The 21,389-nt window shown below is 44.3% G+C and carries 27 protein-coding genes and 1 pseudogene; 12 read left to right on the top strand and 16 right to left on the bottom strand.

What is annotated here, in order from left to right:
- Positions 1-46: 46 nt before the first annotated feature.
- The 3 genes from FC07_RS09550 to FC07_RS09560 are packed head-to-tail and all read right to left on the bottom strand — an operon-like array spanning position 47 to position 3,714.
- A complete protein-coding gene (locus tag FC07_RS09550) occupies positions 47-1,510 on the bottom strand; it encodes a UDP-glucose--hexose-1-phosphate uridylyltransferase (RefSeq protein ID WP_057904877.1) in 1,464 nt (487 codons plus the stop codon).
- A gap of 1 nt (position 1,511) precedes the next feature.
- Positions 1,512-2,510, bottom strand: coding sequence for a UDP-glucose 4-epimerase GalE (galE, locus tag FC07_RS09555; protein ID WP_057904878.1), 999 nt, complete (start codon positions 2,508-2,510; stop codon positions 1,512-1,514).
- A gap of 34 nt (positions 2,511-2,544) precedes the next feature.
- Positions 2,545-3,714: a galactokinase gene (locus FC07_RS09560; protein ID WP_057904879.1), complete on the bottom strand. Its 1,170-nt coding sequence runs from the start codon at positions 3,712-3,714 to the stop codon at positions 2,545-2,547.
- A gap of 240 nt (positions 3,715-3,954) precedes the next feature.
- Between FC07_RS09560 and FC07_RS09565 the strand changes: the two genes are divergently transcribed.
- Positions 3,955-4,395 carry a YueI family protein gene (locus tag FC07_RS09565; protein WP_057904880.1) on the top strand — a complete coding sequence of 147 codons (441 nt, stop codon included), beginning with the start codon at positions 3,955-3,957 and terminating at the stop codon, positions 4,393-4,395.
- Between the two features lie 13 nt (positions 4,396-4,408).
- The gene (locus FC07_RS09570; RefSeq protein ID WP_057904881.1) at positions 4,409-5,365 is read left to right on the top strand and encodes a serine hydrolase; all 957 of its coding nucleotides are present in this window, start codon (positions 4,409-4,411) and stop codon (positions 5,363-5,365) included.
- A gap of 45 nt (positions 5,366-5,410) precedes the next feature.
- Here the strand turns inward: FC07_RS09570 and FC07_RS09575 are convergent, their stop codons facing one another.
- From FC07_RS09575 to FC07_RS09595, 5 genes are all read right to left on the bottom strand, one after another.
- A complete protein-coding gene (locus FC07_RS09575; RefSeq protein WP_235807496.1) occupies positions 5,411-6,253 on the bottom strand; it encodes an MFS transporter in 843 nt (280 codons plus the stop codon).
- 70 nt (positions 6,254-6,323) lie between these two features.
- Positions 6,324-6,566 carry a hypothetical protein gene (locus FC07_RS09580; RefSeq protein ID WP_057904883.1) on the bottom strand — a complete coding sequence of 81 codons (243 nt, stop codon included), beginning with the start codon at positions 6,564-6,566 and terminating at the stop codon, positions 6,324-6,326.
- A 66-nt stretch (positions 6,567-6,632) separates the two neighbouring features.
- Positions 6,633-7,043 (bottom strand): zinc ribbon domain-containing protein, encoded by a 411-nt coding sequence (locus FC07_RS09585; RefSeq protein WP_057904884.1) that lies wholly within the window; start codon positions 7,041-7,043, stop codon positions 6,633-6,635.
- Between the two features lie 17 nt (positions 7,044-7,060).
- Positions 7,061-7,675 carry a zinc-ribbon domain-containing protein gene (locus FC07_RS09590; protein ID WP_057904885.1) on the bottom strand — a complete coding sequence of 205 codons (615 nt, stop codon included), beginning with the start codon at positions 7,673-7,675 and terminating at the stop codon, positions 7,061-7,063.
- A 13-nt stretch (positions 7,676-7,688) separates the two neighbouring features.
- Positions 7,689-8,060 (bottom strand): zinc-ribbon domain-containing protein, encoded by a 372-nt coding sequence (locus FC07_RS09595; protein ID WP_057904886.1) that lies wholly within the window; start codon positions 8,058-8,060, stop codon positions 7,689-7,691.
- A 165-nt stretch (positions 8,061-8,225) separates the two neighbouring features.
- Between FC07_RS09595 and FC07_RS09600 the strand changes: the two genes are divergently transcribed.
- Both FC07_RS09600 and FC07_RS16310 read left to right on the top strand, forming a co-directional pair.
- Positions 8,226-8,540 carry a helix-turn-helix domain-containing protein gene (locus FC07_RS09600; protein WP_057904887.1) on the top strand — a complete coding sequence of 105 codons (315 nt, stop codon included), beginning with the start codon at positions 8,226-8,228 and terminating at the stop codon, positions 8,538-8,540.
- Between the two features lie 496 nt (positions 8,541-9,036).
- Positions 9,037-9,282: a serine hydrolase gene (locus tag FC07_RS16310; RefSeq protein ID WP_338047624.1), complete on the top strand. Its 246-nt coding sequence runs from the start codon at positions 9,037-9,039 to the stop codon at positions 9,280-9,282.
- Positions 9,283-9,329: 47 nt separating this feature from the next.
- Here the strand turns inward: FC07_RS16310 and FC07_RS09605 are convergent, their stop codons facing one another.
- A complete protein-coding gene (locus FC07_RS09605) occupies positions 9,330-10,340 on the bottom strand; it encodes a DUF1002 domain-containing protein (protein WP_057904888.1) in 1,011 nt (336 codons plus the stop codon).
- Positions 10,341-10,514: 174 nt separating this feature from the next.
- Here FC07_RS09605 and FC07_RS09610 point away from each other — a divergent pair, with 174 nt between their 5' ends.
- The 4 genes from FC07_RS09610 to FC07_RS09625 all read left to right on the top strand — a co-directional run bounded on the left by FC07_RS09610 (position 10,515) and on the right by FC07_RS09625 (position 13,660).
- The gene (locus FC07_RS09610) at positions 10,515-11,420 is read left to right on the top strand and encodes a proline-specific peptidase family protein (RefSeq protein ID WP_057904889.1); all 906 of its coding nucleotides are present in this window, start codon (positions 10,515-10,517) and stop codon (positions 11,418-11,420) included.
- A 192-nt stretch (positions 11,421-11,612) separates the two neighbouring features.
- Positions 11,613-12,167, top strand: a complete 555-nt coding sequence (locus FC07_RS09615; protein WP_057904890.1) for a cysteine hydrolase family protein — start codon at positions 11,613-11,615, stop codon at positions 12,165-12,167.
- Between the two features lie 73 nt (positions 12,168-12,240).
- Positions 12,241-12,912 (top strand): histidine phosphatase family protein, encoded by a 672-nt coding sequence (locus tag FC07_RS09620; RefSeq protein WP_057904891.1) that lies wholly within the window; start codon positions 12,241-12,243, stop codon positions 12,910-12,912.
- A 94-nt stretch (positions 12,913-13,006) separates the two neighbouring features.
- On the top strand, positions 13,007-13,660 hold the full coding sequence (locus FC07_RS09625) for a VTT domain-containing protein (RefSeq protein ID WP_057904892.1): 654 nt from the start codon (positions 13,007-13,009) through the stop codon (positions 13,658-13,660).
- Positions 13,661-13,756: 96 nt separating this feature from the next.
- Here FC07_RS09625 and FC07_RS09630 read toward each other — a convergent pair whose 3' ends face one another.
- From FC07_RS09630 to FC07_RS09640, 3 genes are all read right to left on the bottom strand, one after another.
- Complete coding sequence (locus FC07_RS09630; protein WP_057904893.1) at positions 13,757-14,350, bottom strand: GNAT family N-acetyltransferase; 594 nt, start codon at positions 14,348-14,350, stop codon at positions 13,757-13,759.
- Positions 14,351-14,470: 120 nt separating this feature from the next.
- Positions 14,471-14,785, bottom strand: coding sequence for a thioredoxin (trxA, locus tag FC07_RS09635; protein ID WP_235807497.1), 315 nt, complete (start codon positions 14,783-14,785; stop codon positions 14,471-14,473).
- On the bottom strand, positions 14,751-15,425 hold the full coding sequence (locus tag FC07_RS09640; RefSeq protein ID WP_057904895.1) for a histidine phosphatase family protein: 675 nt from the start codon (positions 15,423-15,425) through the stop codon (positions 14,751-14,753). Before FC07_RS09640 ends, trxA begins: the two co-directional genes overlap by 35 nt.
- A gap of 239 nt (positions 15,426-15,664) precedes the next feature.
- Here FC07_RS09640 and FC07_RS09645 point away from each other — a divergent pair, with 239 nt between their 5' ends.
- Positions 15,665-16,132 (top strand): hypothetical protein, encoded by a 468-nt coding sequence (locus tag FC07_RS09645; RefSeq protein WP_057904896.1) that lies wholly within the window; start codon positions 15,665-15,667, stop codon positions 16,130-16,132.
- A 32-nt stretch (positions 16,133-16,164) separates the two neighbouring features.
- Here FC07_RS09645 and FC07_RS09650 read toward each other — a convergent pair whose 3' ends face one another.
- Both FC07_RS09650 and FC07_RS09655 read right to left on the bottom strand, forming a co-directional pair.
- Positions 16,165-16,503, bottom strand: coding sequence for a hypothetical protein (locus FC07_RS09650; RefSeq protein WP_057904897.1), 339 nt, complete (start codon positions 16,501-16,503; stop codon positions 16,165-16,167).
- A gap of 35 nt (positions 16,504-16,538) precedes the next feature.
- The gene (locus tag FC07_RS09655) at positions 16,539-17,654 is read right to left on the bottom strand and encodes a PLP-dependent transferase (protein WP_057904898.1); all 1,116 of its coding nucleotides are present in this window, start codon (positions 17,652-17,654) and stop codon (positions 16,539-16,541) included.
- 409 nt (positions 17,655-18,063) lie between these two features.
- Between FC07_RS09655 and FC07_RS09660 the strand changes: the two genes are divergently transcribed.
- The 3 genes and pseudogenes from FC07_RS09660 to FC07_RS15650 form a co-directional block, all read left to right on the top strand.
- Entirely contained in the window at positions 18,064-18,657 is a 594-nt protein-coding gene (locus FC07_RS09660; RefSeq protein ID WP_057904899.1) for a TVP38/TMEM64 family protein, read from the top strand.
- Positions 18,658-18,759: 102 nt separating this feature from the next.
- Positions 18,760-19,053, top strand: a complete 294-nt coding sequence (locus tag FC07_RS09665) for a type II toxin-antitoxin system RelB/DinJ family antitoxin (RefSeq protein WP_338040227.1) — start codon at positions 18,760-18,762, stop codon at positions 19,051-19,053.
- Between the two features lie 43 nt (positions 19,054-19,096).
- Positions 19,097-19,366, top strand: a pseudogene (locus tag FC07_RS15650) (type II toxin-antitoxin system YafQ family toxin); the annotation flags it as partial.
- A gap of 166 nt (positions 19,367-19,532) precedes the next feature.
- On the opposite strand, the gene cysK reads toward FC07_RS15650, so the two are convergent.
- Both cysK and FC07_RS09675 read right to left on the bottom strand, forming a co-directional pair.
- Positions 19,533-20,450: a cysteine synthase A gene (gene cysK / locus FC07_RS09670; protein WP_057904901.1), complete on the bottom strand. Its 918-nt coding sequence runs from the start codon at positions 20,448-20,450 to the stop codon at positions 19,533-19,535.
- A complete protein-coding gene (locus FC07_RS09675; protein ID WP_057904902.1) occupies positions 20,431-21,246 on the bottom strand; it encodes a homoserine O-acetyltransferase/O-succinyltransferase family protein in 816 nt (271 codons plus the stop codon). The genes cysK and FC07_RS09675 overlap by 20 nt, the downstream gene beginning before the upstream one ends.
- Positions 21,247-21,389 lie beyond the last annotated feature (143 nt).

The following is a 21,389-nucleotide window of genomic DNA, read 5'->3' on the forward strand; positions in this document are numbered from 1 at the left end:
ACTAAAGTTTATCACACCGACTTCCATTCAGTCTCGCGAATTCATGCTATTTGTTCGTTAATGTTTGGATAAACCGGTTGAACCCGGCCAAACCAGCGGCCGTTTGCTTGTAAACCCCTGCATCTTCTAAGACCCGGGCAAATACCACGCCGATTTCGCGGTGCACAATACTTTGCACGTTGTCCGGCGTCGGTTGGTACTTGGCCTTCAAGTCGTCTGCCCAAGCCTTGTGATAAGCCGCCATTTGGTTAGGCTGATCCACCAAGTAGGCTTCGACGTCGTGCATTTCCGTCTTTAAGCGGGCAGGTAAAATCGCCCGGCCCATGACTTCGATCAAGCCGATATTTTCCTTTTTAATGTGTTGCACATCTTGATGGGGATGGAAAATCCCATCTGGGTATTTTTCAGAAGTCTGGTTGTCACGTAACACCACATCCAACACGTAAGCGTCACCTTGACGGTAAGCAATTGGCGTGACCGTATGGTGTGGCGTATCGCCGGTAAACGCCCGAATGTCCAAACTATCATCTGAATAACCGCGCCAAGCGTTCGTGATTTTGGTTGCCGCATTGATCAACTTTTCAGGTTCATTGCTGGTTAAGCGCAATGTTGCCAGCGGCCATTTCACGATCCCCGCCGTTAAACCCGCGATACCTAAGTCCACCTGTTGCAACACAGGCGCCTTCATCATTGGGAAGGTATGATGCCCACCTTGATAATGATCATGGGTCAACATGGACCCGCCAACGATCGGCAAATCCGCATTACTGCCGACAAAATAAGTTGGGAACGTGGTCACTAAGTCCAGTAAATTCGTAAACGTCCGTTGGTTGATTGCCATTGGTCGGTGTTCTTGGGCTAAGAAAATCGCATGTTCCGTGAAATAGGCATAAGGTGAATATTGGAAGCCCCAAGTTTGCCCGCCTAAGGTTAGACGAATAATTCGGTGATTGCTGCGGGCTGGGTAGCCTAAACGCCCGTAATAGCCTTCGTTTTCCATACACAATTGACATTTGGGATACGTGGTGGTCGTTTGGTGCTGCGCCGCTGCAATGGCTTTTGGATCCTTTTCCGGCTTGGATAAATTAATCGTAATTTCCAAGTCACCATAAAGCGTTGCCGCTGAAAAAACCACATTTTTAGCAATCGCCTTGGTTTTAATGTAGTCATTATCTTGGCTTAATTGGTAAAAATAATCCGTCGCTGCAGTGGGACTCACTTGATACTTGTTCCAAAAAGTCTGGTTCACCAGCGCTGGGGTTGGCGTGACAAAGTCCATGATCGCCGCTTGAAGCAATTCCCGATCCGTTAAACTATCCTCGATTTTACCGTTGGCCACCGCTTGAGCCACTAACCCAGCAGCTTGGTCCAACAACGTTTCAGCCGGCTGGTTCAAAGGTGTTTCACCAACTAATTGATACAACCGATTTACTAAATACAAACGGTCTAATTCAGCGTACATCGGATTTTTAGCGATGATCTGCGTTACAAAATCAGATACAAGTGTCATGTTAGTCTTTCCTTTCACCGTAGCCTTGGGGATGGGTTTGTTTCCAGTTCCAAGCGGTTCGGATAATTTCTGTCACATCGTCGTACTGCGGTTGCCAGCCTAAAATGTCCCGGGCCCGTTGGCTAGCGGCCACTAAAGTCGCTGGATCGCCAGGACGCCGTGGTGCCATTTGCGCTGGAATCGGCTTGCCAGTGGCTGCCCGCGCCGCTTCTAAGATTTCCTTATTGGAGAAGCCGGTAGCAGAGCCTAAGTTAAAGGCATTGCTATCGTTGCCTTTGGCTAAGTATTCTAAGGCTAAAATATGGGCATCAGCCAAATCAACCACGTGCACGTAATCCCGTACATTGGTGCCATCAGGCGTTGGGTAATCCGCCCCGAAAATCTTTAATTCATCCCGTTCGCCAGCCGCAACTTGTAAGATAATTGGAATCAAATGGGTTTCAGGATGGTGGTCTTCCCCAATTGAACCGTCCGCTTTAGCGCCAGCGACGTTAAAGTAACGCAACGCCACAAACTTAATGCCATACGCCACATCGGCCCAGTGCATGATCTTTTCCATGGCCAATTTACTTTCACCGTAAGGGTTCGTTGGCACTTGTGGATCGGATTCTTTGACTGGAATCGACTTGGGTTCGCCATAGGTCGCCGCCGTTGAGGAGAAGACGATCTGCTTCACATTGTGCCGGTTCATGACTTCCAATAAGGTCACTAAACCAGCAGTGTTGTTATCAAAATACTTCAACGGGTCTTTCATGGATTCAGGTACAATGGAAAACGCCGCGAAATGAACCACGCTGGTAATGTCTTCAGCTGTGAAAACTTGTTCCAACTGTTCTGTGTTGCGTACATCCCCGTAATAGAAACGTGCTTTGGGATTAACCGCACCACGATGGCCAGTCACCAAGTTGTCGTAAACCGCTACGTCATAGCCTTTTGTCAATAAACGATCAACTGCATGCGAACCGATATAACCGGCGCCACCTAAAACTAAAACTGTCATTTGAGTAACTTCCTTTCTATACTTATCTCGTTAACTAGTCTGCTAATTCACGTGGGCCATCCGCAATTTCGGCCACGTAGAAGATTGGTGCATAGCCAATTTCTTGTTCATAAGTCGCCCCAACATTCTTTTCAAAGTCGGCAACTTGGTCCTTGGCCACAATGGCAATGGCACAACCGCCAAAACCAGCACCCGTCATCCGGGCACCTAAAACGCCAGGTTGCGCCCAAGCAGTGGTGGCCAATGTATCCAATTCTTTCCCCGTTACTTCGTAGTCATTTTCCAACGAAACATGCGACGCATTAACCAAATGACCAAACGTCACCAAATCATTTTCTTTCAATGCTTCAGTGGCTTGGATCGTCCGTTGATTTTCCAAAACCGCATGACGCGCACGTTTGATCAAAGTGGCATCATTGATCAAGTAAGTGGCCCGATCAAAGCTGTTTAAGTCCAGATCACCTAATGATTGAATGTCTAATTGAACTTGTAATTTGGCTAACGCTGCTTCACATTCACCGCGGCGTTCGTTATATTTTGAATCCGCTAATTCCCGCCGTTTGTTGGTGTTCATGATCACGATCACGTTATCCCCTAGTTCAACGGGGCTGTATTCGTAAGCCATGGTGTTGGTATCCAACAAAATCGCTTGGTCTTTTTTACCCATCCCAACGGCGAATTGATCCATAATTCCGGAGTTCACACCAATAAAGTTGTTTTCATCTTTTTGGCCCATTTTTACCAAATCCAAGTTTGTCACTGGCAAGTTGTAAACCGTTTTGGCAATGAAGCCCATTAATAATTCAATTGAGGCAGAAGAGGATAAACCAGCACCATCTGGCAAGTTGCCATGCACGTACAAATCAAAACCATGGTCAAATTGGTAGCCAGCTTGGTTTAATTCAACTAGCATGCCTTTTGGATAGTTAGTCCAGCCATCTTCCTTGCGGTAAGCTAAGTTGTTTAAGTCAACTGTTACCGTGCCTTGTTGGGCAACATTGGCAGAATAAAAGCGCGCTTGCATATCGTCGCGCGGGGCATAAGCGGCGTAAGTCCCTAAGCTAATGGCACAAGGAAAAACGTGACCACCATTGTAATCCGTGTGTTCCCCGATTAAATTGATCCGGCCTGGTGAGAAAAACACCCGCTGTGCGTCTGTGCCAAATTGTGCTTTAAATTCTTGTTTTAAGTCTGCTGATTTCATGATCTGCCTCCTATTTTACTAAACTTTACTGTTCTTCACCAACAAATATAAACTAAAACGATTTCATTTACAACCCTATTTTCGATTAATTTTACCCTAAAGAGCGTTTTCAGCGCAAATTATCCAGCTTTCGGCTTGAATCATCCAGTTAATTATTTTAGTGAAACAGTGTGTTAATCAGTCCTCTGGCCTTTCCCATCAAACTCACGTATCCTAATAGATAGAAAGGTGGGACTTCCCATGACTGAAAATGCTGAACAACGCTTAACCGATCAACTGGCCGGCACGCCAGTCACCAAACCAGAGGAGCGCCGCCAATACTTAGGTTCATTGCGTGAGCGCCTTTACTTGCGATTAACCGTGGCCGAAATAACCACCACTGCTATTGGTGACTTTCAAGCCGCCTTAAAGCAGATCCACGATCCAGCCGCCAAACTCTTACTCAACGGCAAACTGGCAACCAGCATCTTACAACCTTACTTAAAAGCTGCCACAGCCCAGCAACTGGCCTTTACTGTAGTTAACGACGAAACCGCCCAAACAACAAATACAGCCACTGGCCTCCTAATTGTCGCGCCAACCGCCATTAATCGTGATAAAATTCAATTAGCAGATTACGTCACCCTGACACCGGTGACGGCTAAATCCAAGCGTTCTTTATTTGAACGACTTTTCGACTAATTGAGGTTTATGAATGAAAAAATTGCTTTTGCTCGGGTCACTGCTCTGTGGCCTAACGCTGATCAGTAGCGGTTGCCAACGAAAAAGCACCAACACTGCCAAAAATAACAGCAGCCGTCAAGCCCAAGTGGCGGTGTCCCAATCCAATGCCACCAGTCACACCAAACAGTCAACGACCACCACCACTGACACATTTCCAACGGCTAAAGTGCGCCAAACAGTTCAACAAACAGTGGGCCACCTTAGTGGGGACACCTCCGTTTACATTGCGCCAACTCGTGGCACTGGTGCTGTGTCCATTCGGCCGCAACCCCAGCGCTCAGCCAGTAGCATTAAACTATTTATTTTAACCGCCGCTTACGCGCACCATTTAGACCTACAAGCCACCCATACTTTAACGGCGGCCGAACAAGTCGGCGGTACCGGCGTGCTGCAAACCATGGCGGCTGGCACTCAGTTAACTTATCAGGAGATCCTCACCAAAATGATCACCGATAGCGATAATACCGCCACCAACATTATCATTGACCAACTCGGTGGCGTGACCAAAGTCAACCAGGAGATCCAAGCACTAGGCGCCACCCAAACCACCTTGCGCCGCAAAATGCTGGATACCCAAGCCCTGGCCAATGGCAAAGACAACACGACTACCGCCAAAGACATGGGTGTACTGTTAACCAAACTGTACAATCACCAGTGCTTAGGCACCACTGACGATAATGCCATTTTAAGCATTCTAGCCCAAACGAAGAATCACGAAAAACTGCCGGCTCAATTACCAACCGGCACCACCATCTATAACAAAACCGGCGAATACCCCGACTACGGCGTCCAAAACGACGCCGCCTTGATCAAAAATAACAAAGGTGCCTTTGTGGCCGTGGTGCTCTCTCAAAACGGCCAACAAGCGCAACAAATCAGCGCGATGAGCGACTTAGGGTTAAAGCTGTATCAACTGTTGTTGGCGTAACAAAAAAGGATTTCGAAAAAATCGAAATCCTTTTTTTACTAGCCACTAAACATGGTCTACAATTCGGTCGCAGTGCTGGTCTGGCACCGAATCAGCCGTTATTTTGTGATTCAAACTTGCTGCGTCATTTAAATTCAAATCCTTGGTTTCAGGTGCCATCATCACCGAAATCACCGTGCCAACAATTGAAACGCCAGCACAAATTGCAAGCATTGTCTGTAGTCCAAAACGATTTAGTACAATTGGTGTCAAAAACGTTGAAACCGCTGATAAAATTCTCGTAAAACTGGTGACTGCACCGACAGCTGTCGCTCGTACTTCTGTTGGAAATAACTCATTGGGATAAACAAATTGATGGGATCCGCCGGCTGCATTTGAGGCGCCAAACAAGACGAACAAGAATAGCACGATGGCAAACGGTAAGTTAAGCTTTGCTGTTAACGTTAAGATAACCAGCGCCACTGAACGGACTAAAAATGACGCAATTAAGGTCGGCCGCCGCCCAGCGCGGTCTAAATAAATAAAAATGGGAATTAATCCTAACAAATACAAACAGTTCACCACTGCCGAACCCAAATATTTTAGATTACCAGTCAGGCCGAGTTGCGCCATAATCGTTGGTAAATAAGTGCCAATGCCAAAAACCGGGATAATCTGTAAGGACCAAAAAGCGACCACAAAGAAAAACCATTTGCCATAGCCACCTTTAAAAATCGCGCTAAAGGCAACCTTTTGTTGATGATCTGTCACCGGTACAACAGGCAAAGTGACTTGCGGCCCGATTTTCGCTAAGATAGCCGGCACTTCGGCACCACGTCCACGACTGATCAACCAGCGCGGTGACTCAGGCATTTTACGAATCCCAATCAACCAAATCAGCGTTGGCACGGCACAATACACAACATTTGAGTTACTTAAAATTCCGCATTCAGGGTATTTTATCTTATCACCTATTGGTCTATCCTCCCAAATAAGTATCCTCAACTGCCTTTAAAAACTTAGTCTTTCCAGCAATAACAAATTTAAACTCCTCTCCGTTGTTTAAATGTACACTGAGTCCATTGGAAACAATTCCAAACGTCTTAGCCTTACTTATAGATGCAATATCATACCTACTTATAAACAGATATTTTGTCTGTACATTCAAAATATGCGGTTTAAATGCAAGGTCCTCTGTTGTAACAGATAAATGCCCTCCCATGTACTCGGATCCTCTTTTCAAATTTGCACGTACACGTATAACTTCATTCAGCTAAAACGCCTTCAATTATCTTAATTTAATTCCATCACCACTAGCAATTAATGATACCTTCTCAATACCATCTATCGCTAAACTCGATGTAGTAATACTAATATTAGCTACACCGTCCAACTCATTTACATCCACAATTTCACGAATTTTATTCATCAACTTTTCCATATGCTGACTGTAATCCTCATTTACACGACTATTGAATGATACTCGTCCAAGTACTGGTCCAACTGCAATGTACTGTGTTGGTACATTGCCGAATAACAGTACTTTACCTGTTATTTCATGCTTGTAAAATAAACCATTTTCTACATGTACCTTTACCGGCTCATTTTTCAAATTATAACCGCATTTTATACAAAACATAGCATCACTACCACTTTGAGTACCGCATTTTGGACACAACTTATACTCAATCTTATCCATTCAATTTCCACCTCACCTTAATCATCCAAATAATTATACGTTATCTTAGTTCCTGTACTATCAATATAGACTTTCGAATGATTCCAGGGATTTTCCAATTCTGTATAATATTTTTTATACTTTGAACCCATATGATCATTAACATCTCTAATAAAATCCTTGTAATTACTTGTCAAATCGTTCATATCATCTTGGTTATCTTCGTATGAGTCAAAGTATTCTTTAAGATTTGCCCTTACGCCTGAATCTGATAACGTTTTAATCGTAAATAAGTTACTCTTCTTTGAATAATAAACCTGAACCTCATCATCTCCAAAATCATTATCCGCAATCGTTTGCGCCATATTGGCTGTTGACTGGGTGGGCCTATGATTTAGGTAAAAGCTGTGTCCGCCAAGACCAAGACCAATAAGAATGAATATTGACACAATCACAAGTCCAATTACTTTACCAATACCAAAGCTATCGGTATCTTGAACCTCTTCAGTATCCATTTTAAAACTAGTTTCCCTTGTACTAGTTTCTGTATTCGGCGTAATTTGCTGAATAGCTGTTTCAAAAGCATTTCCACACTTTGCACAAAATTTCGCATTTTCTTCGTTTTCTGCCCCACACTTTGTACAGTACTTCAATCAAGACTCCTCCTCACATTCCATACGTTGCTGATCCAACCGACGCTCCAATAATAACGCCTAGAATTCCGCAAACAATTGATGCAATGATCAAAATTGTTCCTTGTGTTGTATTAACCCTTCGTTCTGAAAATCCAAGTGCCACACCGATTCCACCAAAAACAATCGGAATAAAAAAGATTGAGACTGCCGCTGACAACCATCCCAGTATTAAAAGTAATATTGAATTGCTTTGTGCTTTCCCATCGGACTTAAAGTTATGTTCATATTCCCTTGTTACCTTTTGTTGAGAATTATCTACACTTAACTGTGCTCCGCACTTTACACAAAATTTTGAGCCACCTGCATTTAACGCACCACATGTTGGACAATATATTGGTTCCATGAAACTTCCTCCCAAATTAATTTTCTATCTTCTTCCATAGTAATGAATTACTAGTATCATAGGACAATTTTACCTCAATAAGTATTATTTTACTATTGTACTATCAAAGTTATCCCTGTTGAAACAACTCTAAAAATAAGAAAGTTTCAATGGAGGTGCTTATTAATGAATAGCAATCACATACCAAATAAGATACGTTATCTCAGACGTATCAAAGGGTACAGTCAATTTAAATTAGCTGAGCTTTCTGATGTTTCTGACTCTTTAATAGCCAAAATTGAACAAGGTAAAGTACCTAACTTAAGTATTTCAATGTTAGCTAAGATAAGTAGTGGCTTGGGAATCACACTAAATGACTTCTTCTCTGATAATATTACGTTAAGTCAATCAATAATCACTGATAAGTTAGAACAACTCCCTCGAAATAAACGTGAAGATGCATTAAAGGTAATTATCCAAGTACTAGAACTTATGAAATAGTAACACCTTACAGAAAGGTAAAATTTGTATCATTTAGAGTAAATTAACGCCCAATGATGTTATTAAAACCAGTACTGGACTCTTTTAGTGGTGTTTATTACATTTTAGGATGTTTGCAAATCGTTATAACCGTCATAAAGTTCTGAACTGTCCCGCTAAGTGGTTACATGTACTAATTGATGGAACTAGTCTAAAACCTATTACTGTACATGGGTTCCGACACACACACTTCCACCTTATTTGCCGGAGGTGCATCCATCAAAGAGGTTCCGGACCGGTTGCTCAAACAACGTTAAACATTTACACTCACGTTCCCAAAAATCAAAATAAAGAGGCTGTCATCACAGCTTACTCATTATCTCAACTTTTGACACCTCACAACGGTAATTTAACAGCAAACGTAGCCAATTTAATCAAAAACGATCACTAATGATCATAAAGACTGCTATTATCATGGTTTATCGAGTCCAGCGTTCTATCCACTGACGATAACGCTATTTTAAGCATTCTGGCCCAAACGAAGAATCACGAAAAACTGCCGGCTCAATTACCCACCGGCACCACCGTCTATAACAAAACCGGCGAATACCCCGACTACGGCGTCCAAAACGACGCTGCCTTGATCAAAAATAACAACGGCGCCTTTGTGGCCGTGGTGCTCTCTCAAAACGGCCAACAAGCGCAACAAATCAACGCGATGAGCGACTTAGGGTTAAAGTTGTATCAACTGTTGTTGGCGTAACAAAAAACGTTCCAGGGAAACTTTTCCCCGGAACGTTTTTTAAACCACTAGCCAAAAATCGACTGCCACGTGGTTTTCACCCAATTGACTAAACGGTGCCACCAACTGGAATTTTGTGCGGTTTTCAAATAACCGCCGGCCTTGCTTAAAGCGGAGCTAATACTGGATTTAGCCTTGGTCAACTGCGACAGTGAACTATCGCTTAAAACGCCTGACGTGGTTTGGTACTTTTTAGCCAAGGTCACTAATTTATTCACGTTGGTTTGGCTGATCACGTTGGTCAGATTGTTATTCGAAATGGCGTTATTCACAATCGTCGTCACTTGGCTGCTGCTAGCGTCTTTATTTTTCGCTAAATTTTGTTTGATTTCTGTAATAGTATTGGACAATTGCAGCTTGATTTTTTTAGCATCCTGCGATTGTTCGCTGCTGGATTGCCCACTCGTTTGATCTTGTTGCTGTTGAACGGCATCTTGGGCAATGGTGTTGGTAGTTTCCAATTCTTCTTGTCCTAAGGCTGCCCGATCCGGATCGACGGTTTCGCCATTGCTATCAAAGGCTTTATAGATCCCAGTTAAGGCACTTTCACCGGTGACCGGCTTGACGCTGGCCACTTCAATGGTGGCGTCTTTGATACCCGCCGTGATCAGCGGATTTTTGTATTCTTCTGCTGTGATCTGGGTAATGTTGTTCGGCGTGTCAATTTTCACCGTGATCCCGTGACCACTGTCCTCTCGGGTCACCAAAACGGACGAGATCATCACGCTAGTATCGCCAGAACCACTACCTAAATAATGGACTAAGTCACTACCGGTGACACTTTCGGTTTTCACAGCTGAATCATCAATGTTTAACAACGACTTGGTTTGGGTCAGTTCACTGGCATTTAACCCGCCACCATAAACGAACGTTGGCTTACCCCAACGTTCATTGACCACCGATGTCGAAGCCGCAGTCGCATCAGTGGTTGTATCTGCTAAAGCAATGGTGGCCGTGCTCAGTAAGGTCGTGGCCAGCATCAGCGCCAAAGCACCACGTTGCCATTTTTTGATTTTCATGATGACACCTCATTTGTATTTTGCCCTATTATACCGAACTTCTAGCCCATAAAGGGCCGTGCAGGCCAGCTTTACCAATTTTTAGGAAATAAGGAAATACCAGCACGGGATTGTAACTTTCTCATGAGAATATGCTAAACTAAGGCTAATATATTTTAAGGAAGCGTGATATAAATGCCTGAAAATGGAACACACATTATTACATTAGACAACGGCTATCATTTGTGGACCCACACCGATGGAATCGGCGATATTCAACTGTTAACCTTACACGGTGGCCCTGGCGGCAACCATGAATACTATGAAAACTTCTATCAAAAGTTAGCCCCAATGGGGGTCCAAGTATCCATGTATGATCAACTTGGATCTTGGTATTCTGACCAACCTGACTTTTCAAAGCCTGAGAATAAACGTTTCTTATCCTACGATTACTATTTGGATGAAGTAGAAGAAGTCCGGCAGAAACTCGGCTTGGATAACTTCTATTTAATTGGTCAATCTTGGGGTGGCGCCTTAACCATGCTGTATGCCTTGAAATATGGGCAGCATTTAAAAGGTGCGATCATTTCCAGCATGGTGGACAACATCGATGAATACGTGGTGAACATTAACAAGATCCGGGAAACCGCCTTGGCGCCTGAAGCAGTGGCTTATATGAAAGATTGCGAAGAACGTAATGACCTGGATAACGAACGTTATCAAAGTTACGTTGATATTTTAAATGCTGGTTACGTGGACCGCAAACAACCAACCGCCATTCGCCACTTGGTCAGCACCATGGCCACCCCAGTTTACAACGACTTCCAAGGAAATAATGAATTCGTGATCACAGGAAAACTGAAGTCATGGGATATTCGCGACCAAATTCAAAACATCAAGGTGCCAACCTTGTTGACTTTTGGGGAACACGAAACTATGCCATTGCCAACCGCTGAACGCATGGCCCAACAAGTTCCACACGCCCGTTTGGTGACTACACCAAACGGTGGGCATCACCATATGATCGACAACGCGCCTGTTTATTTTGACCATCTGAGTCAGTTTATCAAGGACGTGGAAACAGGCAACTTTAATGATTAACTCGTCCAAACAGCTAACGCTAGTTGGCTGTTTTTTGATTAAAGCTATTGTTTACCGTTAAAATTCAGTATAATAAGATTGGGAAGAAGATTATTTGGGTGAATCAGTCGCAGCGATGCGGCTTTTTTAGTGTCTTGACAGATTGATAAAGTGTGGGACAATCAAGCCAATACTGAAAAAGGGGTCCTTTTGATGCGTCAAACAGAAGCATTATTGATCATTGATTACACCAACGATTTTGTTGCCGATAACGGTGCTTTAACTTGCGGCAAACCTGCCCAGGCTTTAGCCACCAACATTGTCGCCTTAGCCGATCACATGCTGGCCGATGGCGGTTGGGTTTATTTGCCAACCGATGTCCATCAGCCGCACGATCCGTATCATCCGGAAACCAACCTATTTCCGCCTCACAACGTGCATGACACTTGGGGCCGCGCACTTTACGGGCCTTTAAAGCCTTGGTTTGAGCAGCATCAAACAGCCGCCAAAGTCCGTCAATTTGACAAAACACGCTATTCCGCTTTTGCAGGCACTGATTTAGACTTACGCTTGCGGGAACGCCACATCACCACGTTACATTTAGCTGGCGTGTGCACAGATATTTGCGTGCTGCACACTGCCGTTAGCGCCTACAATCTTGGCTATCAATTGGTGATCCATGAAAATGCCGTCGCCACTTTAACCGATGCTGGCCAAGCTTGGGCCTTAGCCCATTTCAAAGGCGTGCTAGGTGCACGTGTGATTTAGCCCTTTCGCTTTTGAATTAAACCCGCGTATAATGAAGGTGACTTAATTAAATTTAAAGTGAGGTTAACTATCAATGAAGAATATCACCGTTTACTTTGTCCGCCATGGCCAAACGTACTTCAATCGCTATAACCGCATGCAAGGCTGGGCCGACTCACCTTTAACTGAAAAAGGCATTCTGGACGCTGAATCAACTGGCAAGCGCTTGGCACAGATCCACTTTGATCGGGCCTATTCCAGCGATACCACTCGGGCACGCAGCACGGCGCAACTCATTTTAAACGCCAACCAGGCCTCTGAAGTGGCGAAGCCGCAAGACATTCCTTATTTCCGGGAACAATTTTACGGTTATTTCGAAGGTGAACCTTCTAACCAAGCTTGGCATATGGCCGGTGCGCCACATGGTGCCGGCAGTTTCGGCGAAATCGTCACGAAATATTCCATTGATAAATCCAAGGACTTTATGAAGGCCGCTGACCCATTCCATGATGCTGAAAACAGCACGGAATACTGGGCCCGCTTATTGTTAGGCTTTGATTTACTACGCAAAGAAAATCAGCCTGGCGATCACATTTTATTGGTCAGCCACGGCACCACCATGCGCAGTATTGTGGCCAAATATGGTGACGGTCAATATGATGTGACTAAAAGCCCACGTAACGGTTGCGTCACCAAGTTATTGATCAATGAAAATGGCATTGAAATCGCCTATTATAACCGGATTGATGAAGGCCCACTGGAATAATTAAAAAAGTGCAATGTTCCGTAATATTCTGAGACAAGACACCTTTTTTTTGGTACACTACCCTCAGTAACTTAACTTGGAGGGGAATGCCGCAGTGAGTGCTTTAATTGATTTTGTGTTGCATATTGATAATCACCTGGTCAACATCGTGAATACCTTTGGAAATTCATCCTATTTTATTCTATTCGCGATTATCTTTATTGAAACAGGTGTGGTGATTTTACCATTTTTGCCAGGGGATTCACTTTTATTCGCCGCTGCTGCATTGGCTGCGAACCCCGTGTATCACCTGCACATTAGTTGGTTTGTGATCGCCTTTCTCATCGCCTGTATTGCCGGTGACTCGTCTAACTACTGGATCGGTCACAACGCTGAAAAAATTCTATCGCGCTTTACTTGGTTTAAACGTTTCCTCAATGAAGATAGTTTAGCCAAGGGACAGGAATTTTTCGAAAAACACGGCGCCATGTCCATTATTTTAGCCCGCTTTATGCCGATCATTCGGACCTTTGTGCCTTTTGTCGCCGCTGGCTCAGGGTTTCCTTATCGGAAATTTGTGCGTTACAATTTGATTGCCTGCTTTGCTTGGGTCTTCATTTGTAGCGCGGCAGGCTACTTCTTCGGCAACATTCCAGTGGTCAAAGCGCACTTTTCTGCGGTGATCATCGGAATCGTGGTGGTCTCCTTGATTCCTGCCATTGTCGGCTTTTTAAAAACAAAATTTGCGTCAAAATCAGCTCGTATTTAAACCTAGCGTTGGCCATGATGCCAACGCTTTTTTGTTGCAAAAAAAGAACCACCGGCGCTGGCCAGTGATTCCGCTACTCATAACTGATTTCGTTTATTATCCCACCATTGCCACACGTTCCGGTACCAGCCGGTGTTGCATATGGTAATATTGATGGTCGCCAATGGTCATTGTGCCCACCACTTGATATTGATGGTGCTGGTACAATTTCTTGGCGCCTGGGTTGGCAAAATCGACGTTTAAGCCGATGGTTGCCATGCCGTCGCGTTTGACGTACCGCGGTAAAGCAGCCAGTAACTGACCGCCAATGCCACGGCCTTGGTAGTCTGGATCAACGGCAATTGAATCCAAATACCATTCGCCTGCAAAAGTCTCCGATTCTAATTCTAAAGGCTCGTCGCCGAAGCCTGGTGTGTGTGCTGACAACTTGGTCATGATCTCATCCACATCGGCTTCGTACTTATCTGGATAGCCAAAGGCCACCCCGACGATCTTTTGGTTGATGACGGCCACCACGGTCGTAGCCTTACCCGACAAATAATCTTTGGTCTGGTAAGCGGCCCTGATGACCTTCAGCAAGTCACCGTCTGGAACGTCTTCCAACTCGTCTAACTGCATCTCATCAAAAATTAGGTTAATTAACGGGGCTATCTGGCCCGCATCATCGGCTGTTGCTTCTCGAATTATCACAAAATTTCCTCCAGATTACACGGCGGAATCTGTCGATTCACTCCACGTGTTACCCTTCATTATACCGGATACGCTGAAACAAAGTCAAAAGAATGCCTATTTTAAAGCGTTTTCCTCTCATTAAAAAACATTTAAATCGGCTAAAGCGGCGCGCACCCGTTCCTTAGGTTGATAGCCCGCTACGCGCCGAACAGGTTTGCCATTGTGAAAAATCATTAATGTCGGCAACCCTTGGACCTGGCATTTTTCCGCAATCGTCGGTTCTTCATCAACGTTAACCCGCACCACGTGGACAGCGGGAATTTCTTTTTCACAGGCTAATAAAATAGGCGTCGTTTTTTGGCACGGCGTACACCACGCCGCCCAAAAATCAACCAACACCCATTCTTGTTGGATCAGACTAAAAAAATTCGTTGCTTTTGAATTGACTGCCATCATATTGCCCCTTCATAAAACTGGTGTCATTCCATCGTTTACAGTCATAGTGTTGGCTATCTTGCGTTTCCAAAACCGTAATACTGGCGTTGTTCAGCAAGCCATCTTGCATAATATCAGATAAAGGCACCCCTAATAACGTACGCGTTAGCACCGTCAACATGGTGCCGTGTCCGACGATCAACAACGTGCCCGTGGGATTTTCATATGTGACCCGTTGCATGAAATGGACCCCACGCGCCGCTAATTGGGCATACGTTTCACCATGAAATTCACTGGGATCAAATTGATCCGGCGCCAATGTGAATTTATCAAACTGCTCATGCTTGGCAAAATCACTGATCAAATGGCCTTCCCAATCACCTAACGACATTTCACGTAACGCTTCATTTAAGCGAATCGCTTGGCGCGTGCGCTGCTGATGCACGTTGGGCTGTAACACCAATTCCGCCGTTGCAATCGCCCGGCGTTGGGGACTGCTGTAAACAGCATCAAACGCTACCGCTTTCAAGGCCTGCCCGGCTGCTCGCGCCCCAGCAGTACCGTCTGCAGTTAGTTGGGAATTCACTAAACCACCGTTGACCTTCTTTGCAACATTAATTTCTGTAATACCATGGCGTACAAAATAGCAAGTTGTCATCTCATCACCTATGTCCTTTAATTTATCTTAACAAAATCAATTGATTTCAGGGTGCCAAAGCACTTTGTTGCGCACCAATCCCACCGTAAACGGCAAAGCCAAAGCATGTTTCGTCTAAATCGGGTATAATGGTGCTACAAACTTTTCTTCATTTAAGGTACCTCAATGTTGCGAATCCTGCAACTTACCACGTACCTTCACAAGTATCACAACCAACGACGATTTTATAGGAGGCTACAATGAACTTTTTCTGGGTTCTTTTGGATTTGATTTTTCTAGCCAGTGCTGGCTTTACCGTTTACCGCCAATCAAAAATCACCTTTCACGCCCGCTACAACTACTTCGCTTTAGGCTACGGTGTGATTTTTGGTTTCATGTTAGTGATGTACGCGATACCTGGTTTCACCTACATGGTCATGGTGGCACTATTTATCCTCTTAAATGTCATGTCTGGTGTTGGTGGTTTAGCAGAAGACCGGGTGATCACCAATGGCATCTTTTATGGCGTCACCGTTCGCTACACTGATCTGGCAGCCGTCACCTTAACATCCCGGCCCATGCCAGGTGAAAAACACTTTACCATTGCCATTTTCACCTTAAAACGCAATGGCCGCAACATTCGCTTAAATTTCTCCCAATCTTTAGAAACCTTAGTCGAAGACTTACGCAAAAACCTACCGTCAGAAGTGGCACTGGTGGTGCGCTAAAAAATAAAGCACTGCGCAAATTGCGCAGTGCTTTATTTTTTAGCACCCGGTACTTCTTGAAACGTTAACGCCACCACTTTTTGACTGGGTTGCACATCAACTGCAACCACAATGCGCTTTAACGTTTGTTGAAAGGATTGGTTGGTCAATTGCACGCCAAATTCATCTGCAATGTCGGCAATCTCCATTTTGTTTAATTCAAAATTTTGGGTCACATAACGGGTGGTGTAAAAATAAGCCGCATACACTTGTGCCACTTTAGGCAATGGAATTTGTAAGCCTGCATGGTAATTGGCCTTTAATTCATAATCCGTATCCATCACCGGTGTGCCTTCAATTAAGGCCGTTTGGAAAAAATCAGAAAGTTTCATTCAGGAACCTCACTTTGTTTTTCCTTCATTATACGCTATTCGGCCAAGGCTTGTTTTAAATCCTCACTTAAATCGGTTAATGCTTCGACACCTACAGATAACCGCAATAAGTTTGGCGTGATTCCTAAGGCTAAACGTTGCGTCTCAGGCATTTCAGCGTGGGTCCGCAAAGCCGGCACGGTGATCAAGCTTTCAACGCCACCTAAACTTTCAGCAAATGAGATCACCTGTAGCTTTAATAAAAATTGTTCCACATCGATGGCTGGGTTGATATAAAAGCTGATCATGCCGCCATGTCCAGGATAAAGCACTTTTTCAACTTGGGCTGACGCTGCCAACACTTTCACCAAACCTTGGGCGTTGGCCTCTTGTTGACGCAGCCGTAACGGCAAGGTCTTTAAACTCCGCAATAGCAGCCAACAGTCAAATGGTGCTAAATTCGTCCCAGTGGTAATAAAGTTTTCAGCCAATTCGTCTGCTAATTTTTGTTCCCGCACCATCACGGCACCGGCCAATAAATCATTATGACCGCCTAAGAATTTCGTGGCACTGTGGACCACAATATCGGCACCTTCAACTAATGGTTGCTGCAACAACGGGGTGTAGAAGGTATTATCCACGATCAATTGGGCCCCGAATTCATGCACGGTTTCAGCAGCCTTGTGAATATCGATGACTTTCATGGTTGGGTTGGAGGGCGTTTCAATCCACAACGCTTTCGGCTTTTCGGCACACAATTTTCGTAAAGCGGCATCATCGTGACCGTCCCACAATTCAAAGCGAATCCCATAATGACTGGTCAACTGATCAAAGAAACGGAAGGAGCCACCATATAAATCGTTGGAGGTAATGATTAAATCGCCAGTTTTAAATTGTGAAAAGACCAGCTGAATGGCCGCCATCCCGGAAGACAGCGCAAAGGCTTGTACCCCGTGTTCCAGTTTTGCCAAAACGTCTTCTAAAATCGTCCGCGTCGGCGTCGCCACCCGTGAGTAATCACACGGTCCTAATTCACTGTTTAATTCATCATGGCGGAAAGCCGTTGAAAAGTACAATGGCGCTGAAATACTTTTAGTATTGTCTTCGTCACTTCGATTGCCTGCCTGTGCTAATTCGGTTTCTAATGAAACATGCCGTCTGTTTTCTGTCATTTTAATCTTCCTCTTTTTCTTTTCTAAAATAAAAAAAGCGCCCCTTCTGATATAGAAAGGACGCTGCCGCGTGGTACCACCTTGTTTGAGCCCATAAAGCTCCACTTAAAAGCGCATTATCGCGCGCTAAACGCAAGTTATTCAGAATTTGATTTTCTCCAAGACCATTTCTTAAATCCCGTTTGACCCCGTTTCAGCATCTGAGGCTCTCTGCGCAAATGAGGATTTAAGTCATCTCTTCATCGAAAAATATTGTTTTCATTATAAAACAATTGGAATTCGATTAAAACCCCTGATTTAAATTTTTTTTACAACAGAATCAGTCTCTTGACCGAGCATTTTTGCTGACAAGCCTGTTAAAATCAGGTATAACTTTAGCTAAGCTACGATTGAAAGGGGCCATCAATTTTTGAAACCAGCAGTCCCACGACGTTTAATTAATATTATTTCATTAGCCGGTTTAGGATTTTCAATTTGGTTCGCTATTTATTGTTATCAAATCGGTGCTTTTAAAAATACAGCTGTTTTGCAAGGTCTGGTGGGCCAACGCGTGATTCTAGGCCCGCTGATCTTCATTCTCTTACAAATCGTGCAAGTGGTGGTGCCGATTATTCCTGGTGGTTTAAGTTTAGCCGCCGGTGTGTTGATTTTCGGCCCGGTAAACGGCTTTTTGTACAATTACATCGGTATTGTGCTCGGCTCGCTGATCGCCTTTAGCCTGAGCCGTTACTATGGCAAACCGCTGATCCAACATTTAATTCAACCTAAAACTTACGACAAATACATTGGCTGGGTCAGTGACCAAAAACATTTCACCAAGCTTTTCGCCTTAGCCATTTTCTTACCTGTTGCGCCAGATGACGCGCTGTGCATGTTAGCCGGCCTCACGAAAATGTCCTATAAAACGTTTAGCCTGATCATTCTCCTAGGCAAACCAGCCACCATTCTCGCCTACAGCTTCATCCTGGTTTACGGCGGCGGTTGGCTGGCCCATTTACTGTAAATTAAAAACGGCATTACCCTCCTATGAGGGAAACGCCGTTTTTTGATTGCAAATACGATTATTAAATGAACTACTTATGATATACTATTGACAGAGGTGATTATGATGAGTACAACAACAATCCGAATTGATGATGCATTAAAAAAGGACTTAGATAAACGTCTAAAAGAAACTGGATTAACATTAAATGGTTATTTAAACTTAGCAATTCGTCAGTTTGTCATTCAAAATAAAGTACCATTTGAAGTGTTAACCCCAGAAGCACAACCCAATGAAACAACGCGTCGCGCAATTGTTGAAGCAGAAGCAAAAGCGCTTGGATTAATTCCAGATCATACACCAAGTTTTACAGACGCCAAGTCAGCCTTAGCCTATCTTGATCAGGATGAAAAATAAAATGCTTTATGAATTAAAATTTGAAGCTTAATTTAAACGTGATTACGCACAATTTAAACGACAATATCCAGAATTAATGAACGATCTACTATCAGCATTTGATTTACTTATTAAGACTGGCCAGGTAACTGAGGCTTATACACCACATTTATTGAACAACAAGGGTGGCAACTATAATAATTTACTTGAATTCCATTTATCTGACGGCAAAGTGGATGTTCTGGTGATTTATAAAACCCATCATACAAATCCAGTGATCCGCTTCGTTAGAATTGGTCCACATTCCCAATTATTTCAAGGAAAATATCATTAATAAAACAGTTTTCCTAGAATCTCTAATGGCTATCGGATACTCGTTCCCTGTGATATCTCTCGATATACAGGAAAACGCCGTTTTTCATTCGTCCCACAAAAAAACAGCAGGCCCACACATGAGTGCGCCTGCTGTTTTTGCGAGTGGCAAATGAGCCATTGCTTGATTAATCTTTAAACAGATCCGTTGATAAGTAACGTTCGCCGTTATCTGGGGCAACGGTGACAACTGCTTTGCCTTTGCCTAATTTCTTAGCCAGTTCAATGGCACCGAAAATGTTGGCACCAGCTGAGATGCCTGGTAAGAAACCTTCTTTATGGCTCACTTCATGCGCCATATCAATGGCTTGATCACTGGTGACTTCAATAATGTCGTTGTACAAATCCGTGTCCAACACATTTGGTACAAAACCAGCGCTAATGCCTTGGATCTTATGCTTGCCGCCATGACCTTCCTTTAAAATTGGTGACTCAGCGGCTTCAAGGGCGTAGACTGCAACATCTGGGTTAACTTTCCGCAAAGCACGGCCAACCCCAGTTAAGGTCCCACCTGTCCCAACACCAGCGACAAAGGCATCTGGTGTTTTGCCATCAAAGGCATCCACAATCTCTTTACCTGTTGTGGCTTCGTGAATATCCGGGTTAGCTGGGTTGTCAAATTGTAATGGTAAGAAGTAACCTTTTTCGTCGGCTAATTCATGCGCCTTCTTAATCGCATCTGGCATCCCGCCATCGATCAAGATCAATTCAGCGCCATAACCTTGGATCAACTTACGGCGTTCAACACTCATGCTCTTAGGCATCGCAATAATCAAATGATAACCCTTGGCAGCGGCGACTAAGGATAAGCCAATCCCTGTGTTCCCAGAAGTTGGTTCAATGATCGTATCGCCAGGCTTTAAGCGACCATCTTGTTCGGCCGCTTCGATCATGGCCAAAGCGATCCGATCTTTAATAGAAGAGCCTGGGTTGAAGAACTCTAATTTGACGTAAACGTCGGCTGCATTTTCAGGGACGACGTTGCGTAATTTAAGCAGTGGTGTGTTACCGATTAAGTCTGTGACGTTAGTTGTTGCTTTTACCATAATTTAAAACCTCCATATTGACGGTGTGACTGACTTGTTTGATCCAATTTTCAAAGAAAACTTGCTGTGTCTGTTGCCAGGCAAAGGGTTGCCCGGACTGATTTTCAGGTTGTTGGTAATGTCGTTCTGGATGAGCAGAGACCTCCCGCCGATATTCAGCGGTTAACCCATCGGCCTGATATTCCAAATGAGAGAATAACATGGCTTCGTTACCTTGCTGATTTTGGACTAGGAAGAGCTTACCTGCTGGGGTCGTTGCCTTCAAGCTTAATTGCGGGTGTGTTTCAATTTGGGAGCGTAATGATTCAGCGTACCGTGCATGCGGCGCTAAAAAGCCGGATTCTAGGCCCTTTAACAACGGACTTGGCGCCAAGATCTCTTGAGGATAAACCCCAAATAACTTCTGGGGCAGATCTGCCTTGCCGACTTGATACAATTCATGTAACGCCAACATACCACCCCAGCAGAAATATAAACGTTGTGGCACATGAGCCAACACGTCGAATAACGCTTGGAGTTCTGGTAAATAAGTAATTTGCTCAAATGGGAGCTGTTCAATTGGCGCACCAGTAATGATAAACGCATCCAACTTCGCCACCGCTTCAAGGTCAAGCGGTTCGAGCGCTGCCTGGACCGTGCTGGGCACTGGTCGATCTTGATAATGCATGGTTGGATAATAAAAATGTAATGCAACTGGCTGGTCGGTCTGCGTCAAGACCTGCTGAAAATCGGCGTTTGTTCGTGCCTTATCATGCATGATATTTAAAATTCCGATTTGTAAGGTCCGTTTAAACAAAGAAATTCACTCCTTTAACCCATTAAACCTGTGGCAAAACTGCCAACACAACCTAAGCTTAGCCCCTACAGTAGGCCAACACCCCGCCGAGATGCAGGGCGCCACGCAAAGCGTGATCCAAAGTCGATTCAAGTCTAATTAGA

It is taken from the genome of Loigolactobacillus bifermentans DSM 20003, assembly GCF_001434575.1.
GTDB classification, from domain to species: Bacteria; Bacillota; Bacilli; order Lactobacillales; family Lactobacillaceae; genus Loigolactobacillus; species Loigolactobacillus bifermentans.

Excerpts from the sequence above, each read along its gene's own strand:
- FC07_RS09550 (WP_057904877.1), bottom strand. The coding sequence starts at position 1,510 with ATGACACTTGTATCTGATTTTGTAACGCAGATCATCGCTAAAAATCCG.
- galE (WP_057904878.1), bottom strand. The coding sequence starts at position 2,510 with ATGACAGTTTTAGTTTTAGGTGGCGCCGGTTATATCGGTTCGCATGCA.
- FC07_RS09560 (WP_057904879.1), bottom strand. The coding sequence starts at position 3,714 with ATGAAATCAGCAGACTTAAAACAAGAATTTAAAGCACAATTTGGCACA.
- FC07_RS09565 (WP_057904880.1), top strand. The coding sequence starts at position 3,955 with ATGACTGAAAATGCTGAACAACGCTTAACCGATCAACTGGCCGGCACG.
- FC07_RS09570 (WP_057904881.1), top strand. The coding sequence starts at position 4,409 with ATGAAAAAATTGCTTTTGCTCGGGTCACTGCTCTGTGGCCTAACGCTG.
- FC07_RS09580 (WP_057904883.1), bottom strand. The coding sequence starts at position 6,566 with ATGGGAGGGCATTTATCTGTTACAACAGAGGACCTTGCATTTAAACCG.
- FC07_RS09585 (WP_057904884.1), bottom strand. The coding sequence starts at position 7,043 with ATGGATAAGATTGAGTATAAGTTGTGTCCAAAATGCGGTACTCAAAGT.
- FC07_RS09595 (WP_057904886.1), bottom strand. The coding sequence starts at position 8,060 with ATGGAACCAATATATTGTCCAACATGTGGTGCGTTAAATGCAGGTGGC.
- FC07_RS09600 (WP_057904887.1), top strand. The coding sequence starts at position 8,226 with ATGAATAGCAATCACATACCAAATAAGATACGTTATCTCAGACGTATC.
- FC07_RS09605 (WP_057904888.1), bottom strand. The coding sequence starts at position 10,340 with ATGAAAATCAAAAAATGGCAACGTGGTGCTTTGGCGCTGATGCTGGCC.
- FC07_RS09610 (WP_057904889.1), top strand. The coding sequence starts at position 10,515 with ATGCCTGAAAATGGAACACACATTATTACATTAGACAACGGCTATCAT.
- FC07_RS09615 (WP_057904890.1), top strand. The coding sequence starts at position 11,613 with ATGCGTCAAACAGAAGCATTATTGATCATTGATTACACCAACGATTTT.
- FC07_RS09620 (WP_057904891.1), top strand. The coding sequence starts at position 12,241 with ATGAAGAATATCACCGTTTACTTTGTCCGCCATGGCCAAACGTACTTC.
- trxA (WP_235807497.1), bottom strand. The coding sequence starts at position 14,785 with ATGGCAGTCAATTCAAAAGCAACGAATTTTTTTAGTCTGATCCAACAA.
- FC07_RS09640 (WP_057904895.1), bottom strand. The coding sequence starts at position 15,425 with ATGACAACTTGCTATTTTGTACGCCATGGTATTACAGAAATTAATGTT.
- FC07_RS09645 (WP_057904896.1), top strand. The coding sequence starts at position 15,665 with ATGAACTTTTTCTGGGTTCTTTTGGATTTGATTTTTCTAGCCAGTGCT.
- FC07_RS09650 (WP_057904897.1), bottom strand. The coding sequence starts at position 16,503 with ATGAAACTTTCTGATTTTTTCCAAACGGCCTTAATTGAAGGCACACCG.
- FC07_RS09655 (WP_057904898.1), bottom strand. The coding sequence starts at position 17,654 with ATGACAGAAAACAGACGGCATGTTTCATTAGAAACCGAATTAGCACAG.
- FC07_RS09665 (WP_338040227.1), top strand. The coding sequence starts at position 18,760 with ATGATGAGTACAACAACAATCCGAATTGATGATGCATTAAAAAAGGAC.
- cysK (WP_057904901.1), bottom strand. The coding sequence starts at position 20,450 with ATGGTAAAAGCAACAACTAACGTCACAGACTTAATCGGTAACACACCA.